We start from the raw sequence: 14,561 nt of genomic DNA on the forward strand, positions 1-14,561 counted from the left end.
GTCCTGTATATAAGGAGGGGGCGGTACCCAAAAGTTCATTCCCTACCTTTACCCCGCCTGTCCTGCCTGTTCCTCCTCACCCGCCTGAGCACCGCAGGGCCGAATATCCTGGAGACCTCATCGTCCGTGAATAAAGAGAGAACGCGGAGCATGCGCCTCCTCATCGCCCTCTCTCCCTCACCTTCTGCCGACCTGGTCAGCAGGTCGACGATGAACTCCTTACCAGTGGCCTCCACCTGCCCGTGGACGACCCTTTCATCTAGCACAGAGAGGAACCACTTCCTGAACTCCTCCTCTTCCGTTTCCCTGATGCCCTGTATGTCTCCACTGAGGTAAGAGGACTTGAAGTCCACGGTCTTTTTCATAAGGTCGAACCTCTCGATCACAGAACGGAAGAAGGCGTCCCTGTCCAGGGTCATTGTTTTACCATCCCTCTTTCTTTGTTAACATGCAGCTCCATCAGGACACGTATCTTCCCCATAGGTTTAGTCCGTTGTAAATCTTTAGGCCACCACATGTTTAAATCAGGCACAAAGTTGTTTTATTCCGGAAAGGTGATTGGCATGTTCTTCGCGTTTAAGACACTCCACCTGCCCTCTCCAGAACGCGTTCTGCCGGAGGCAGTGCGAAATTAGATAACGCGTGCCTGCTGGACTCCAAAACTAATTTATAGGTAGATCCTGCTGTGGCTATCATGGAGAGGAAGTGCAGCAACTGCAACGTTGACCTAGTTGAGGTAGGCAACATGAACTTCAGGGTTGGCGGGTTCACCGGCATAGGCGGCATGTTCCTGGGGGGATGGAACGACCTGATGGAGCAGACACAGACGTTCACCCTGTTCAAGTGCCCCCAGTGCGGCAAGGTTGAGTTCTACGAGCCCTCCTCAGTATCGGATCAGGGCCAGAAGAAGCACCACTTCCTCTGACTATATTTTCCTTGAGAATAGGAAAAACACGCTCCTGTCAGTGCTCCCGGCCACCTCTATCCCGCTACCGACCTCAACGGCAGTGTAGCCCTCCGAAGGCAATATCTCGACCCTTGGAGTTGGCCTGAGGACATGGTAGGCCGTTTCTGAGGCCCTGTAAACGGTGATGCCCCCTGACATGAGGGCCCTGGGATGGAAACTGGCATGGTGTGCCCTGGCGAACCTCCACCCTATGTTCAGGAATGAGCCCCTTTCGATCTCCACATCCTCTGTCTCTCCCAGAAGAGGATTGCCACGGTGGAACTCGAATCCAGAGACCTTCCTGAAACCCAGCTTCGATACGAGGTTCAGTGATGGGGTGTTGCTGTCCTCCACGATCAGCCTCATCTCATCAGACCTTGCAGCCTCGCTTGAAATTGCGTGTTCCATGAGGGATGAAGCAACGCCGAGCCTCCGGAATTCCGGAGCGACCCTCATGCCGCTGGCCCATGTGGAACCATCCGGAAGGTCCTCCACCTTCACGAAGCCCATTATCCTCTCCTCTTCGGCCACGTATATCCTCCCCACCTGCAAGTATGCAGGCCCAACCTGGTTTATGTAGTCGTCGTAGCCTGCCCTGGAGGATATGGAGCTTATCTGTCCCCAGTCCTCCTGCCTGGCGAGACGGAACCTCATAGGCGGAAGAGTGATACGAGCCTCTTCAACATTTGCTGGTCCCCCACCCTTTCACGCAGTTCTTTCCGAAGCGGCGACTTCTCGTACCTCACTCTCTTAAACTCGAAGGCCTGCCCCTCCGTGTCAATTACACAGTACCCCGGCCATGGAGAGTTGTCCCGTGGCTGCCCTGCAGATCCAGGGTTCATGATGACCCACCCCATGTACTGTGTCAGGAACTGGTAGTGGGTGTGGCCGACCATCACCAGGCCCTCTGGCACCTCCCTGCCCAGGGTGTCCCTGAAGTCGTCCCGTGAGATCGACCATGGGTAGAGGTAGCGGTACAGGTGGTCTGCCGGGGTCGCGTGGTATGCCTGGGCCCTCACCCCGTCAAGGTCAACCTCAGCGCTTTCGGGCAGTGAGGCAAGGAACGACCTTTCCTCCCTACCCAGATCCTTCATGGTTATGTTTTCCCTTGTATAGACAGAGAGGTCATGGTTATCCTGCCCACACATGCAGTCAACACCGTGGGCTGCAGCGTAGTCATGGTTTCCAGAGAGGATAACGTCGAATGTCCTCAGCGTGTCCAGGACGTCGCCTGGCCTGGGGCCGTAGTCCACAGCATCTCCAAGGAAGACGGCCTTATCGTACCTCTCGCTTTCCACTATAGCTTTCAGGGCCCAGGGGTTCGCATGGACATCGCTGACCACAAGGACACGCATGTCCAGAGCATTGAAGGACTGGATAAAAGCATCGGGCACCTGCAATATATAGAGCTCCCATCCCTATATATATCAAGCCATTATGTATATTTATGGTCACACACTTATGGATAATACCCGTGGCCACCGTTCATGTATTTATAGAATGGTGACGATTTGAAGCACATGAAATCCATGGTGCTCAGGGAGATCAGGAAGGCTGAAGAAGAGCCTCTGGTGATGGAGGACCTTGATACCCCGGAACCTTCGGAGAACCAGATACTCATCAGGATCACATCCAGCGGTGTCTGCAGGTCCAACCTCCACATGATCGAGGGAGACTGGGTGCAGAACGGAGTGCCAGCAAGGCTTCCGATCATACCGGGCCATGAGGTCATAGGCAGGGTGGAGAAGGTCGGGGAAAACGTGGACTATTTCAGGAAGGGCGACCTGGCAGGTGTCCAGCCCCTCTGGACTGCCTGCGGCAGGTGTGAGTACTGCCTCTCGGGGAGGGAGAACCTCTGCCCCAACAAGCAGGTCACGGGCGAGACGCTGGACGGTGGCTATTCCGAGTACATGCTGGCCGACGCCAGGTACGCCTACAGGATTCCTGCTGGAATCGATGAGACTAGGGATGCACCGCTCTTCTGCCCCGGTGTAACGGCTTACAGGGCAGTGAAGCAGGCCAGACTTGGCCCGGCGAAGGAGGTCTTCATCTTCGGCGTCGGTGGAGTGGGCCACCTGGCAATACAGTTTGCGAAGCTGTCGGGTGCCAGGGTCACGGCTGTATCGACCGGTGAAAGGCACAGGGACCTGGCCCTCAGAGTCGGGGCCGACGACGTCATAGACCCTGGCAGGGACTATTCAGGCATCTCAAAGTTCTCGAGGGCTGCAGACAGGGCCATAGTCTTTGCACCCTCCCAGGCAGCCATAGACGCGGCCCTGAAGACGCTCAAGCCTGGGGGCAGGCTTGTCCTGGGCGTTTTCGGAGGGGCATCCAGCATACCCTTTGTTGACGAGATCGAGATCGTCGGGAGCGTCATAGGGACAAGGAAGGACATGAACGAGGTGCTGAGACTGGCCTCCACCGGCAAGGTGAGGATAGAGGCCGAGAGGTACAGGCTTGACCAGGCAAACGAGGTGCTCCTCAGGCTCAAGAGGGGCCAGATAAACGGAAGGGCAGTACTTAACCCATGAGGGGGTCGAGTCGTTACTGCCTTACAAAATATTTATGAATTAAAAGGATTTAACTTCTCTAGAACAGGAGTAGTGACCATGACCAGATTCGTCTTGGTATCAGATTCTACCTTGAGCTATGAATACAGGAACTTTCCACTGCTGGACTTTCTCCCATGCGCTCCGGGCAATGCGGTGCCTGCATCAATATACAGGTTCCTGAAGGGGCCTGCGCCACCGGCCAAACCCAACGGAGAGGCCGTGTACGCTCCCTACGCAATAAGGAAGCTGGAGGCCTCACTCCTAAGGAAATTCAAGAGAGAGGAGGTAGTGGTGGCCCATGAGGACTACCTGCAGAACTTCATAAAGGATGACACGGAGATAATAGCGGTATCCACCATGGACCCGCTTGGCCTCGGCCCGACCACCATGTCATACTACGCCCTCTTCGGGGGCGAGCTGAATGCCTGGGTGAAGAAGGAGTGGGACGCCCTGATGGCAAAGATAAACGCCATCAGGCAGGGCAAGAAGGCCAAGCTTGTCGTGGGCGGACCCGGTGTCTGGGAGTTCGCCATCCTGAGGGACGAGGTGGAGAAGAACCATATAGACTACATATTCCAGGGTGAGGCAGACGACGTTGCGCCCCTTCTGTTCGAGCAGATTGCTGAGGACAGCATAGACACTTCGGTCTTCTTCAACGGCTACTGGACATACGACGAGAACTTCAGGAAGGTCATGAAGAAGGACCCGGTGTTCCTGGCACGCGGCTTCTCGCTCAAGGCCTACCCGAAGCTCGAGGAGATACCCTCCATAGTGGAGCCGTCGATGAAGGGCATGGTGGAGGTCATGAGGGGCTGCGGTGTGGGCTGCGACTTCTGCGAGGTAACACTGAGGCCCCTGAGGTACTACCCGCTGGAGAAGATCGTTGAGGAGATAAAGGTGAACCTGAGGGGAGGCAACACCAACGCATGGCTCCACTCTGACGAGATATTCGGTTACAAGCACGGCCCCATGTTCGAGCCCAACGAGGAGGCCCTCCTGGAGCTGTTCCAGACAGTGCTCTCTGTGCCGGGCGTGACCTCTTCCAACCCCACGCACGGCAGGATCTCCATACCTGCCGGCTATCCGGAGATGATGGCCAAGCTCTCCAAGGTCCTCCGCGCTGGCCCCAGGAACTGGATCGGTGTGCAGACTGGGGTGGAGACCGGGAGCGAAGAGCTGGCGAAGAAGCACATGCCCAACAAGACACTGCCGCTGAGGATAGGCCCCGACGGCTCCTGGCAGGAGATCGTGTGGGAGGGCGTGTTCGTAGAGACCAGGAACTACTGGAGGCCTGCGTTCACAATACAGGTTGGCCAGGAGGGAGAGACGCCAGAAGACCTCTGGGACACCATAGCTCTCACGAACAGGCTGAGCAACTCCTTTGTTGACGGCAGGCCGTTCGAGTTCACGATAACACCTCTCCTGAATGTGCCTCTGGGCAGGATAAAGTCCAGGAAGCTTAACACTGACATGCTAAACGCAGACCAGCTCGCTGTATACTACGCATCCTACAGGCACCTGGCGAAGATGGCTGCCAGGGACGGCTACAGGGACGCCACAGGCAGCTTCCTGGCAAGGATGGGCACAGGCACCATAATATCCTTCGGCGGGTACGTGATGATGAAGTTCGTCGAGCACCTGGCCAGGAAGAAGGGAGTGGATATAGAGAAGGTCAAGCACTACGGCGTGGAGGGTGTGAAGGAGATCACGTCAAGGGCTGTCCTGAGCAGGGCCCTCTGAAGGCACCTTGATAGTATTAAACCCTGAACCCCTGGATTTTTCATTTCTACCCGAGACCCTTCCCCACAGGGAGAGGGAGATAGAGAGGATAGAGTCCATTTTCATCTCACCTGTCATGGACGGGCTCCAGACCTCGCTCCTCATACACGGCATCTCCGGTACAGGGAAGACTGCCACGGTGAGGTACGTGATGCGCAGGCACCCGGAGATATCGTTCCACTACATCAACTCCCTGGCCCACACATCGGTGAGGAGCGTACTGAACGAGTTCGCCTCTGGCCTCGGCCTGGTGCTGCCGCCCGGCCCCATCAACTATTCGGTCATTTTCAGGAGGATAGCCTCCAAGATATCCCAGCAGAGGAAACCGGTGGTTCTGGTCATCGATGAGTTCTCCTCCATAGCCAGGGCGGACTTCGAGGGCATCTACAACCTCCTGAGGGCCAGGGAGGTCCACGGAGTAAGCATACCGACAGTGCTTGTATCGCTTGACAACCCCCTCGTTTACTTCAAGGAGAGCGAGATAAGGAGCATCGGCAATGTGGAGAGCCTCAAGTTCCTGCGCTACGGTGTAGGTGAACTCAGGGACATAGTTTCAGACAGGGTGGATAGGGCCATAACGCCCGGTGCGTGCAGCGATGAGGTCATAGATTACATAGCGGACATATCGGAGCAGTACGGGAGCGCCAGGGTGGCCATAGAGGTCCTCCAGAAGTCCGCCTACATAGCAGAATACAGGCAGTCTGCAGAGATCGGGATAGATGACGTCAGGGCTGCAAAGTCCATGATCAACCCGTACATAACGGAGAGCAAGCTGGCCAGCCTCATGGAGGAGGACCTTGTGGTCCTGCTTGCGGTGTGCCGCTGCCTGGTCTCCTCGAGGTACTGCGAGAGTTCGTGCATAATGCAGGAGGTATCCGTGATCGCGGAGGACTTCCTGGGGTCTCCCATGCCCGCCTCCAGGGCTTCGGGTGTGCTAAGGAAACTGGAGACCGTTGGCTTGGTGGACAGCAGGGTCATCGGGCAACCCGGTGATTCCAGGAAGGTCTACGGCATCAGCGAGGTTCCCGTGAGCGTGCTTTCCAGGAAGATCATATCAATGCTGGGAAAAAAGCAGTGAGGTCCGGGCCCTTCTTCCTGATTATGTATGAGAATGGCTCCCATGCCATCTCTATCAGGTGCCTGTAGTACGCTGCGTCTATTTGGTCAGCCGCGGAGGCCCTGAGCACCTTCCTCCCCATGTCCGAAACAACCACCGGGACCTCCATTCCTGGCTCGAAGGCCACATGCTTTCCCTCTACCATCTCTGCCACAGCCCTCTGCATGTTCTTGACGGAGTACTCGCCTGGGTACCTGGATGGCCTCACCTTTACGGCGAGCTTCTCCACTGGCGCCGCCCTCAGTTCCCTCATGAACCTCCTCTTCACCTCTTCAAGCCTGCTGTAGTAGAGCGGGAACTCCCTGGAAGATCCGCATTCCGAGAGGACGGATAGGCACCTGGCCTGGAACTCCTTCACGATCGCAGGCATGTCGCTCCTCCTCATGGCTATGCCTCGTACCTTGTAGGTGCCGTCTGTCCTCAGGCCGAAGTAGCGGTTCAGTGCTCCCGTGCCGTCCCTGGAAGGGAGGAACACTATCCACCTGTAATGAGAGTCGAGGACTATGTCCAGGCGCGTCTCCTCCCTCACTCTCTCCAGCACCCTGTCTATGCTGCCGCCGCCCCTGAGCCAGAGAGAGTCCACGATGCCATGGATCACCTCGAAGCCCTCCTCCATGGCAATGGCCGCAGCGCGTGCCAGGAGCTTCCTGCCTATTGCCGTCACCATCTCGTGCACCTCTATCTTACCGAACCTGGCGTTCTTGTAGCCTGTGTAGCCGAATGACGTCAGGAGGAGCCACTTCAGCGCTGTGTCCCTGAGGGAGTTCACGTCTCCATCCGACTTGATGGACTTGTAGTACAGCCTGGTATCCAGGAGGTCTTCTAGTGCTCTTGAGAGGAAGCCGCGCCTTGAATTATCCACAGAGTACGGTAGGTCAGAAGGCCCCTGGGTTGGTCTGATGGTCTCTGGGGACAGGTTGTAGCGCACTATGATGGACGGATACATGGAGGAGAAGTCGATCTCGTAGACATCATCGTATATGCCCGGCTCAGGCTGCAGCACTGTGCCGCCCCTGTCTGAGGAGTAGAGCTGCAGCACAGTCTTCGGCCATTCGTGGTCATCCTTCACGTCCGGGACGAGGATGCCAGAGAAGAGGGCCTTCGAGACCTCCATGGAAGAGACGACCGTTCCAGGCGTGGAGAGTGCCACCCTCTCGGGCGGCAGCGAGGAGATGCGCGAGAGCGTCTGTATGCCCACGGTACCGGAGACGGAGAAGGTGAAGCTGTCGGAAGGTATGCACACCATGGCGGGCACAGATATGGTCGGCGGCCTGTAGGAGACCCTGCCGTACGATGCATAGTGGGACGGGCCTGATAGCCTGAACCACGGGTGCCCGTGCCTCTCCCTCACGATGGTGAGGATGTAAGAGAGGCCCACCGCGTCGTTGTAGATCAGGTACAGGGATTCCTCCATGGACCTGAGGAGGTCGTCCAGCGCGTCAAGAGATGGCCTGCCGTACCTGCGCCCGTTGACTGAGAGGTGCACCACCTCCCTCCCGTCCCTCCTCAGCTCGACCCTGCATGCCGGCAGCTCTGGCTCCGGGCCAGATAGATCCTCGATGTGAAAGAACCTCAGGCCCCTCTCCGCAGCGAACCTGTGCGGTGCATGTATGGATGAGTTGTACGTGCGCACCATGCCCCCGAAGAGCCTCTGCACTTCCCTGGAGAGTGCTGCGAGTCTGGATGGCCTTCCCCATACCTCGAGGCCCTCCACCACCCCGTATATGGTGGACCTCTCAGACCACATGGCACTGAACTGCTGGCCTGAGAGCTGTGCCTCGATCTCCTCGAGGCTCTGCCTCCTGCCCTCCAGGAAGACCCAGGTGAAGTAATCGTACCTCCTGGAGCGCAGGCCAGAATCGTAATACCAGAGCGTTACTGTGTCCTCACCTGTGGCGTTCACCAGCATCCCTGGCCGCCTCCAGCTGCCTGACCCTCCTCTCCAGGTCTATCAGGACGGAGAGCAGGAAAGAGAACTGGCTGTCCAGGCCCCCGAATGAGGCCTCTGGCACCCGGCGCTTTCCGCTCTCGAGTATGTGCAGTGCAGCGCGCCTCTCCTCTTCTGGGAGCATCTCCGACATGCGCAGTATCCCCTCCACCACAGGCCTGAGCACGGCCCTTGCTGTCGGTACCGTCCTACCCATTCACGGCAAGCCCCCTGGCAACATGGTCGAGGATGAACGGCGCCCCGAAGACAACCAGGGTTATCTGACAGCCCTGGAAGTATGCCTTCATCCTCATGATGTCGAGAACGGAGAGTGTTATCTCCATGCCCCACTCCGACAGCACCGAGGACGAGAGGACAATGAGGTGCGGCAAAGTGTCGCCCTCCAGGAGTATGCGCCTGAGCTGGAAGGGCGTGAGGATCCTCTGCACCATGACCATCTCTGACATATCCGTCCCCAGGTACCTCTCCACATCCAGCACCACGCCATCGGACAGCAGGAGGTGGCAGGAACCGCCCTCCTCCACGCATGACCTCAGCAGGCTGTCCAGGTATTCCTGGTCCAGGTCCCTCAGACGCCTTATCCGGAGTGAACTGTGCATGCATGCCCATTGTGCCCATGTGCTAAAGAGAGGCGACAGGTGTGGTGTGCCGGAGATCGCAGGCCAGCCAAGAGTTACAGGGGATCGCCATAAATGAATGCAGTATAACGCATCACAGTTGTGAATTCATTCAATTTCAATCATGCACATGGTAATGATGGGTGGACCAGAATGGAGAAATGAGGTGGCTAAAATTAAAGGATATCAAAAAAGGGCAGGTGTCACAGGCCGGAGCCTATGACTGCGGTGGTGAGGTAATAGTTCACCAGGTCCTGTGAGAGGTTAAAGGCCTGTATGGAACCGATGCCCACAAAGTCGTTCCAGCCTGGGCCCAGGTACCCGCTGCCCACCATGCCAGGGTACGGCTGCACGTAGTTGACCTGGAAGTAGGCCTGGTAACCGAACATGGTGCCGTAACCCAGCTCGTAGAGTGCGGGCTGCACCCAGCCGAGGTACCCAGCAGTGCCTGATATGCTGCCGTATTCCTGCTCTATGTCAGCGAATATGCCTGCGGTTATGGGCGTGGCAAACGATGTGCCGCCCGCAACACCGAAGAAATTCCTGAATGCGAAGAGCATCTTCGCAGCAGGCATGGCTAGGTCTGGCTGGCCCCTGTTGGTGAAGGTCGAGGGCACAACTATCGTCTCGGCGCTCTGGTATACTGGCCTGGCAAAGAAGAAGCTGTTACCTCCTCCGGAACCGACCGGGCCACCGTACCAGCTGAACTGTGGCTGGTACCACGCGTACTGCTGCACTATCTGGCCGGTGCTGTTAAGCACAGGGTATACACCCCCAACTGAGACGATGTACTGTGAGGCCATCACGGTGAGGTAGAATATGCTGTGGCTGTCGGCAGAACCAAGGAATATGGTCGTACCCTCTGCCACGGCCTGCAGGCCTATGAGGTCATATATCCTGGCGAAGCCGCTGTCGTGGTGGAACTGCAGCTCCGCCCAGCTGCCCGATATGACCTGCGGGCGTATCACGTTGAGCATGTAGTAGAGCTCGATGTTCACCGCATTGTCGCCTATGCCGGTGAGGTTGAAGGGCTGCATGACATCGTATATGGTGGCGTTGGGCGCCATGGCCCCGGACCACTCCACATCGAGGTCAGCCTCAACGCCCTCCGGATAAGGATTCATTCCGTTCGGGGTGAGGTTGACAAGCACAACGCTCGGGTTGTGTATTCCGAAGCGGTCCCAGAAGGCCCTTACAGCGGACATGTTGACAGACTCGCCAACGCCAAGTATCCCTATCTTGATGCCCTGGCCCGTGTAGCCCATCTGCTGGAGTTCACTGACGCCGTAGAACTGCTCGAGGTTAAGTGGTGTCACCACACTGCTCATGCTGATCTGGGACCCAGCGGTCTGCGTGGCACCAGTGACCTCAGTCTTCAGGTCCTGCCTGTTCACCTCTGATAGGAGGGCGTCTGACGAATAGCTCAGGCCATAGACGTGCACGATGTACTGGGAGAACTGCTCCGGTATGTACGGGTTAGCGGTGTTCGTCACGAACGTCGCGTATGAACCGTTCGGATATGTGAACTCATACTCATATAGCATCGTTCCGAAGGTATGCTCGAACATGCTCACGTTGCCCTGCAGCACTATCACCAGGGGCGCGTACCAGTAGCTCCAGACCTTGAAGCCCAGGCCAGAGTAGTATGCCTCTATCTGCCCGATTACAGATGCGGATGGGTAGTACATTGCCCGGAACTGCTGCGGTGTCAGGTAGTCCCCGAAGTATGGGCTCATCGGCGAGTTGACCTCGCTAACGAACTGCTCCAGGCCGCTCAGGTTCGTGAAGTTGAGGTAGAGGGTGACGTTGAGCTCCATGCTGCCATTCGCTGGCCCCAGGTTGATCAAGTACTGCTGGAAGTACGGCGAGGTCATCAGGTATGGCACGTTGCCCTGGAGCATCTGTGAGTGGGCGGGCCTCAGGTCTATGAGGTTAAGGGGCAGGTAGTCCCCTCCATACTCTATCAGCCCGCTGTCATTATAAGGGACCGTGCCGTTGAAGTTGTACCAGAAGTTGCCACCCTGGTACTTGCCGCCTATTATGCTGCCTGACAGGGGCTGACCGTCGAAGTAGTTCACCTGCGATGCCGGCTCCAGGGATATGTTCCACTCGTTAATGTACACACTGGCGTTTCCTGTGTATATGCTCGTCGATGGGCTTATGGCCGTGAGTGCTGTGGCGAAGAAGTTGTTGTATATTGTGTTGTTAGAGGAGTAGACTGCCAGGCCAAGTGGCGCGCCCCACAGATTCCATGCGGATTCGAGGGACGCGCTGGCAATGGCCGGCGAGTCCATGAAGTAGTTGCCCCAGACCGTGTTGTTCATGCCACCGAATATGAGCACTGAAGAGTCCATGGAGAGGAACTGGTCTGAGGCGATGAGTGAATCGGTGGTGTTCCAGAGTATCACGTTGGCCAGGGGCTCACCGGCATCGTCTGTGAAGAACCAACCGGTTACCCTGCTGTCCGTGAGCATGAAGTGGGACACGTTGTAGGCCCAGTAGCCCAGGTAGTTGAACGGGACCAGGCCCTCCACGAGGGCAGTGTCAAGGAACGAGCCCTGGTATATGACAGGGAAGGTCGGCATGTCCTTCGCCATCACGTACGCGCTCGTGTTTATCAGCATGACGCCCTCGAACTGCGGGAACGCGTAGTCGTTGATCTCACCGAACAGGGGATCGATGTAACCGTACTCATTGTTGAACAGCATGTATGGGTTCGAAAGGGTACCGTTTCCTGCATACGATATGTTCTGTAGCTGAGCGTTGTTCATCGCAAAGAGAGGTGTGTAGACCCCTGCGGACATGTCCAGCGGCAGACTGAACGTGTTTTCACCTGTCAGTATCTGGGCCACCGCCCTGTGGTCGCTGAGCAGTGCCAGGGCAGCGTACTGGCCGGAAGGAAGCATGAAGCTGTAGGTGCCCGAGGGAGTCAGTGGCACGTAGCCGGCCTGGCTGTAGTTGAGCGTCTCGCCCGGGCTCACGAACAGGAATGCATTGCTGGGCGAGACCTGGCCGGAGAACTGCTCCATGGTCGTGTCGGATGAGACGTTCCACATGCCATATAGTAGTGAGGGGCCTGTGGTCAGTATCGCCTTGTCCTGGCTGTTCCAGGTCACCGCAACGCCCGTGGACGTCTCACCGGTATCTGTGCCGAAGTCAAAGGCCGCAGGCACGTTGACGTAGGCTGCCTTCTTCATTCCCTGCTGAGGTGGAGGTGGAGGAGGGGGCGGGGGTGCCGGGTGGTTCCCGTTCATCGGGTTCTGCGCTGGGATGTACTTCAGGGAGAGGTTGCCGTTGATGCTGTAGAACGTAGTGGTCGATCCTCCTCCAGGGCCGCCCATCATGATCTCTGCGTCATACAGCAGGCCCACCGGTGCCAGCTGGGTGCCGCTCACCAGGAAGTAGGACGGTGGTGCCCTGTAGCCTGGCGGCATCCCGTATGTGGAGTTGAATGTGACCCTGTCGTATGTGCCGTTCACACCGAGCTGTGGGATGGAGTAATTGAAATAGACGACGTTGTTCCCATCGATTTCAGAGGTGTTCAGGTAGAGTGTGACGCTGAATGGCGGCTTGATCAGGTATGATGGCCCTATCGCTATGTGCACACCGGGATATGGATATACCTGCCCGGTGGAGTTGAGGATTGCGTTCGAGGACAGGTATGCAGCTGTGCTGCTGAAGTTCCATATGTTGTCCTCGAACCCCAGATCATGCGTCCTGACAGAATACGTGATCACGTTCTGCGTCCAGAAGGTGTACTTCGACTGGCCGAACAGGGTGGTGTTCGCTGTGACCGTGTTCAGCTGGAATGTCAGTGAGTACGGGGCATCGTTTGCAAGGTTGAATACGCTCAGGTTTGTGATGTTGACCGTTGCCTCGAAACTGGACGCGTAGTAGTTCGAACCGACCAGCTTGCCCGAGACGTTCTCAAGGCCGAAGAAACCAATGCCCATGGGCGCCGGTGACTGCGTGTAAAGGGGCATCACGGTTCCGTTCTGCATCAGGAACCTGTGCACCTTCGCTGGCATGAACAGGTAGTTGTTCACGGGCTTACTCAGCTGGGCCGGTAAAACCGAGACCTGTGTGGCCGTACCAGTGCCTCCAGTCCCGCTGCCTGAGGGAGCCCTGTTCCCAGTTGACTTTGGCTGGCTGCTTGGGGCATGCGTAGCCGCAAAGCCCATAAAACCAATGACAGCCACGACCGCAATGGCAACTGTCACAAGCGTGAGAAGTTTACTGCGCATGGCGACCTATGCTCAGTGTATATATGAACGTATGTGAATAACTTTTACACTCTGTGTACGCTAGGCCTGTGATATGGGCACCACGGTGAACGTGAGCACAAACATCACCAGTGCGAAAACGCCTATTGCTATGTCCCTGGGCCTTATGGGAGAGTAGTCATCCAGCGCAGGCGGGTGTGTGATCCCCATGAATATGACGAATATTGCGAGGAGCCACCACCCCGGGTACCTTATGCCCAGGTAGAAGAGTATGGCCACGAAGGCATAGTCTGCATATACGGCGTTGCGTCCCAGGAGGCCCCTGATCACATGACCGCCGTCAAGCTGCCCCACAGGGATCAGGTTCATCGCTGTGGCGAACATGCCGACCCACACGGCGAGGACCATCGGGAATATGGGCCTGGCCGTTGGGACCTGTAGGTGGAACAGGTGGTATATGAGGGGGAGGTGTATTATGAAGGGCACGTAGTCTGTCACAGGCCTGAATACCCTGGAAAGGTAGGAGGCCAGGAACATGAGGGGCAGCGCAGTCAGGAAACCGAAGATTGGCCCTGCAGCCCCTATCTCAGTCATTGCCCTCTTGTTCGGTATGGGGTCCCTTAGGGATATGAAGGCCCCGAACGTGCCCAGCTCCAGAGGGAACGGTATGAAGAACGGTAGCGAGGCCCTCACATGGTGCCTCTTGGCCACAATGTAGTGCCCTATTTCGTGTATGCCGAGGATCAGCATGAGGGGTGCGGAAAAGAACGCGAAGCCGTAGAGGAGGCTCAGCTCCTCCCTGTATGGGCCCGGGCTGACGAAGGCAGATGCGTAGCCAGACCCCACGTATATGGTGGAGGCCAGGGTCAGGATCAGCATCACCAGGTTCACTGTGTTGCTCCTGTACCTGACCTGGGGGCGCCTGTCGACCTCTATGAAAGCCTCGCCGTCCTCAGCAATGAAGGGTATGTAGCCCCTATCAACGAGTACCTTCCTAATGTCATCGAAGGCCTCTGCGATGTCGGGGTTGTCGGAGTGGAAGAAGAAGAACCTTATGTGTTCAGGGTTCACCTGAACATCGTATGTCTTGACCCTTGAGGTAACAGTCTTCACAACGAACTCGAGGTCATCGCTCTCAACCCTCACCTTCTCCTGGCTGTACATAAGTTTCCTCGTGGTTGAATCTTGATCTTCCCCACTTTAACGGGGACCAATCACCTTTCATGATCCCACTGACCCTGTGGGGATTTCTTCACCTGCCGCTGGTCGGACTTTCACAGCAAGGCCTGCGGCCATTTGCTAGGTTCGAGGCCCATGGCCCGGTGACATCTAGTCCTGTGTCGTCGTACCGCATCACCGTTCAGCGGTACTTCTATTGC

At 56.9% G+C, this 14,561-nt stretch carries 12 protein-coding genes; 4 read left to right on the forward strand and 8 right to left on the reverse strand.

The window, feature by feature from the left end; all coding sequences use genetic code 11:
• Positions 1–35: 35 nt before the first annotated feature.
• Positions 36–419: a hypothetical protein gene (locus IEW66_RS01060; RefSeq protein WP_188679578.1), complete on the reverse strand. Its 384-nt coding sequence runs from the start codon at positions 417–419 to the stop codon at positions 36–38.
• 275 nt (positions 420–694) lie between these two features.
• Between IEW66_RS01060 and IEW66_RS01065 the strand changes: the two genes are divergently transcribed.
• Positions 695–925 carry a nucleotide-binding protein gene (locus IEW66_RS01065; RefSeq protein ID WP_188679580.1) on the forward strand — a complete coding sequence of 77 codons (231 nt, stop codon included), beginning with the start codon at positions 695–697 and terminating at the stop codon, positions 923–925.
• Here the strand turns inward: IEW66_RS01065 and IEW66_RS01070 are convergent, their stop codons facing one another.
• Both IEW66_RS01070 and IEW66_RS01075 read right to left on the reverse strand, forming a co-directional pair.
• Positions 926–1,600: a GNAT family N-acetyltransferase gene (locus tag IEW66_RS01070; protein WP_188679582.1), complete on the reverse strand. Its 675-nt coding sequence runs from the start codon at positions 1,598–1,600 to the stop codon at positions 926–928. It lies immediately after the preceding gene.
• Complete coding sequence (locus IEW66_RS01075) at positions 1,597–2,301, reverse strand: metallophosphoesterase family protein (RefSeq protein ID WP_188679584.1); 705 nt, start codon at positions 2,299–2,301, stop codon at positions 1,597–1,599. The genes IEW66_RS01070 and IEW66_RS01075 overlap by 4 nt, the downstream gene beginning before the upstream one ends.
• A gap of 165 nt (positions 2,302–2,466) precedes the next feature.
• On the opposite strand from IEW66_RS01075, the gene IEW66_RS01080 reads away from it, so the two are divergent.
• The 3 genes from IEW66_RS01080 (at position 2,467) to IEW66_RS01090 (ending at position 6,355) form a co-directional block, all read left to right on the forward strand.
• Entirely contained in the window at positions 2,467–3,477 is a 1,011-nt protein-coding gene (locus IEW66_RS01080; RefSeq protein ID WP_188681126.1) for an alcohol dehydrogenase catalytic domain-containing protein, read from the forward strand.
• Between the two features lie 111 nt (positions 3,478–3,588).
• On the forward strand, positions 3,589–5,238 hold the full coding sequence (locus IEW66_RS01085; protein WP_229657406.1) for a B12-binding domain-containing radical SAM protein: 1,650 nt from the start codon (positions 3,589–3,591) through the stop codon (positions 5,236–5,238).
• A 7-nt stretch (positions 5,239–5,245) separates the two neighbouring features.
• Positions 5,246–6,355 carry a Cdc6/Cdc18 family protein gene (locus tag IEW66_RS01090; RefSeq protein WP_188679587.1) on the forward strand — a complete coding sequence of 370 codons (1,110 nt, stop codon included), beginning with the start codon at positions 5,246–5,248 and terminating at the stop codon, positions 6,353–6,355.
• On the opposite strand, the gene IEW66_RS01095 is transcribed toward IEW66_RS01090, so the two are convergent.
• The 5 genes from IEW66_RS01095 to IEW66_RS01115 all read right to left on the reverse strand — a co-directional run bounded on the left by IEW66_RS01095 (position 6,327) and on the right by IEW66_RS01115 (position 14,346).
• Positions 6,327–8,303 carry a type B DNA-directed DNA polymerase gene (locus IEW66_RS01095; RefSeq protein WP_194446407.1) on the reverse strand — a complete coding sequence of 659 codons (1,977 nt, stop codon included), beginning with the start codon at positions 8,301–8,303 and terminating at the stop codon, positions 6,327–6,329. The two genes, IEW66_RS01090 and IEW66_RS01095, sit on opposite strands and share 29 nt — an antisense overlap.
• A complete protein-coding gene (locus IEW66_RS01100; protein WP_188679592.1) occupies positions 8,281–8,538 on the reverse strand; it encodes a hypothetical protein in 258 nt (85 codons plus the stop codon). Before IEW66_RS01100 ends, IEW66_RS01095 begins: the two co-directional genes overlap by 23 nt.
• On the reverse strand, positions 8,531–8,941 hold the full coding sequence (locus IEW66_RS01105; RefSeq protein WP_188679594.1) for a hypothetical protein: 411 nt from the start codon (positions 8,939–8,941) through the stop codon (positions 8,531–8,533). The genes IEW66_RS01100 and IEW66_RS01105 overlap by 8 nt, the downstream gene beginning before the upstream one ends.
• Before the next feature lie 221 nt (positions 8,942–9,162).
• On the reverse strand, positions 9,163–13,203 hold the full coding sequence (locus IEW66_RS01110) for a thermopsin family protease (protein WP_188679596.1): 4,041 nt from the start codon (positions 13,201–13,203) through the stop codon (positions 9,163–9,165).
• 60 nt (positions 13,204–13,263) lie between these two features.
• Positions 13,264–14,346 (reverse strand): site-2 protease family protein, encoded by a 1,083-nt coding sequence (locus IEW66_RS01115; protein ID WP_188679598.1) that lies wholly within the window; start codon positions 14,344–14,346, stop codon positions 13,264–13,266.
• Positions 14,347–14,561 lie beyond the last annotated feature (215 nt).

Origin of the sequence: Thermogymnomonas acidicola (assembly GCF_014646795.1) — an archaeon.
Classification (GTDB): Archaea; Thermoplasmatota; Thermoplasmata; order Thermoplasmatales; family Thermoplasmataceae; genus Thermogymnomonas; species Thermogymnomonas acidicola.

Excerpts from the sequence above, each read along its gene's own strand:
- IEW66_RS01060 (WP_188679578.1), bottom strand. The coding sequence starts at position 419 with ATGACCCTGGACAGGGACGCCTTCTTCCGTTCTGTGATCGAGAGGTTC.
- IEW66_RS01065 (WP_188679580.1), top strand. The coding sequence starts at position 695 with ATGGAGAGGAAGTGCAGCAACTGCAACGTTGACCTAGTTGAGGTAGGC.
- IEW66_RS01070 (WP_188679582.1), bottom strand. The coding sequence starts at position 1,600 with ATGAGGTTCCGTCTCGCCAGGCAGGAGGACTGGGGACAGATAAGCTCC.
- IEW66_RS01075 (WP_188679584.1), bottom strand. The coding sequence starts at position 2,301 with ATGCGTGTCCTTGTGGTCAGCGATGTCCATGCGAACCCCTGGGCCCTG.
- IEW66_RS01080 (WP_188681126.1), top strand. The coding sequence starts at position 2,467 with ATGAAATCCATGGTGCTCAGGGAGATCAGGAAGGCTGAAGAAGAGCCT.
- IEW66_RS01095 (WP_194446407.1), bottom strand. The coding sequence starts at position 8,303 with ATGCTGGTGAACGCCACAGGTGAGGACACAGTAACGCTCTGGTATTAC.
- IEW66_RS01100 (WP_188679592.1), bottom strand. The coding sequence starts at position 8,538 with ATGGGTAGGACGGTACCGACAGCAAGGGCCGTGCTCAGGCCTGTGGTG.
- IEW66_RS01105 (WP_188679594.1), bottom strand. The coding sequence starts at position 8,941 with ATGCACAGTTCACTCCGGATAAGGCGTCTGAGGGACCTGGACCAGGAA.
- IEW66_RS01110 (WP_188679596.1), bottom strand. The coding sequence starts at position 13,203 with ATGCGCAGTAAACTTCTCACGCTTGTGACAGTTGCCATTGCGGTCGTG.
- IEW66_RS01115 (WP_188679598.1), bottom strand. The coding sequence starts at position 14,346 with ATGTACAGCCAGGAGAAGGTGAGGGTTGAGAGCGATGACCTCGAGTTC.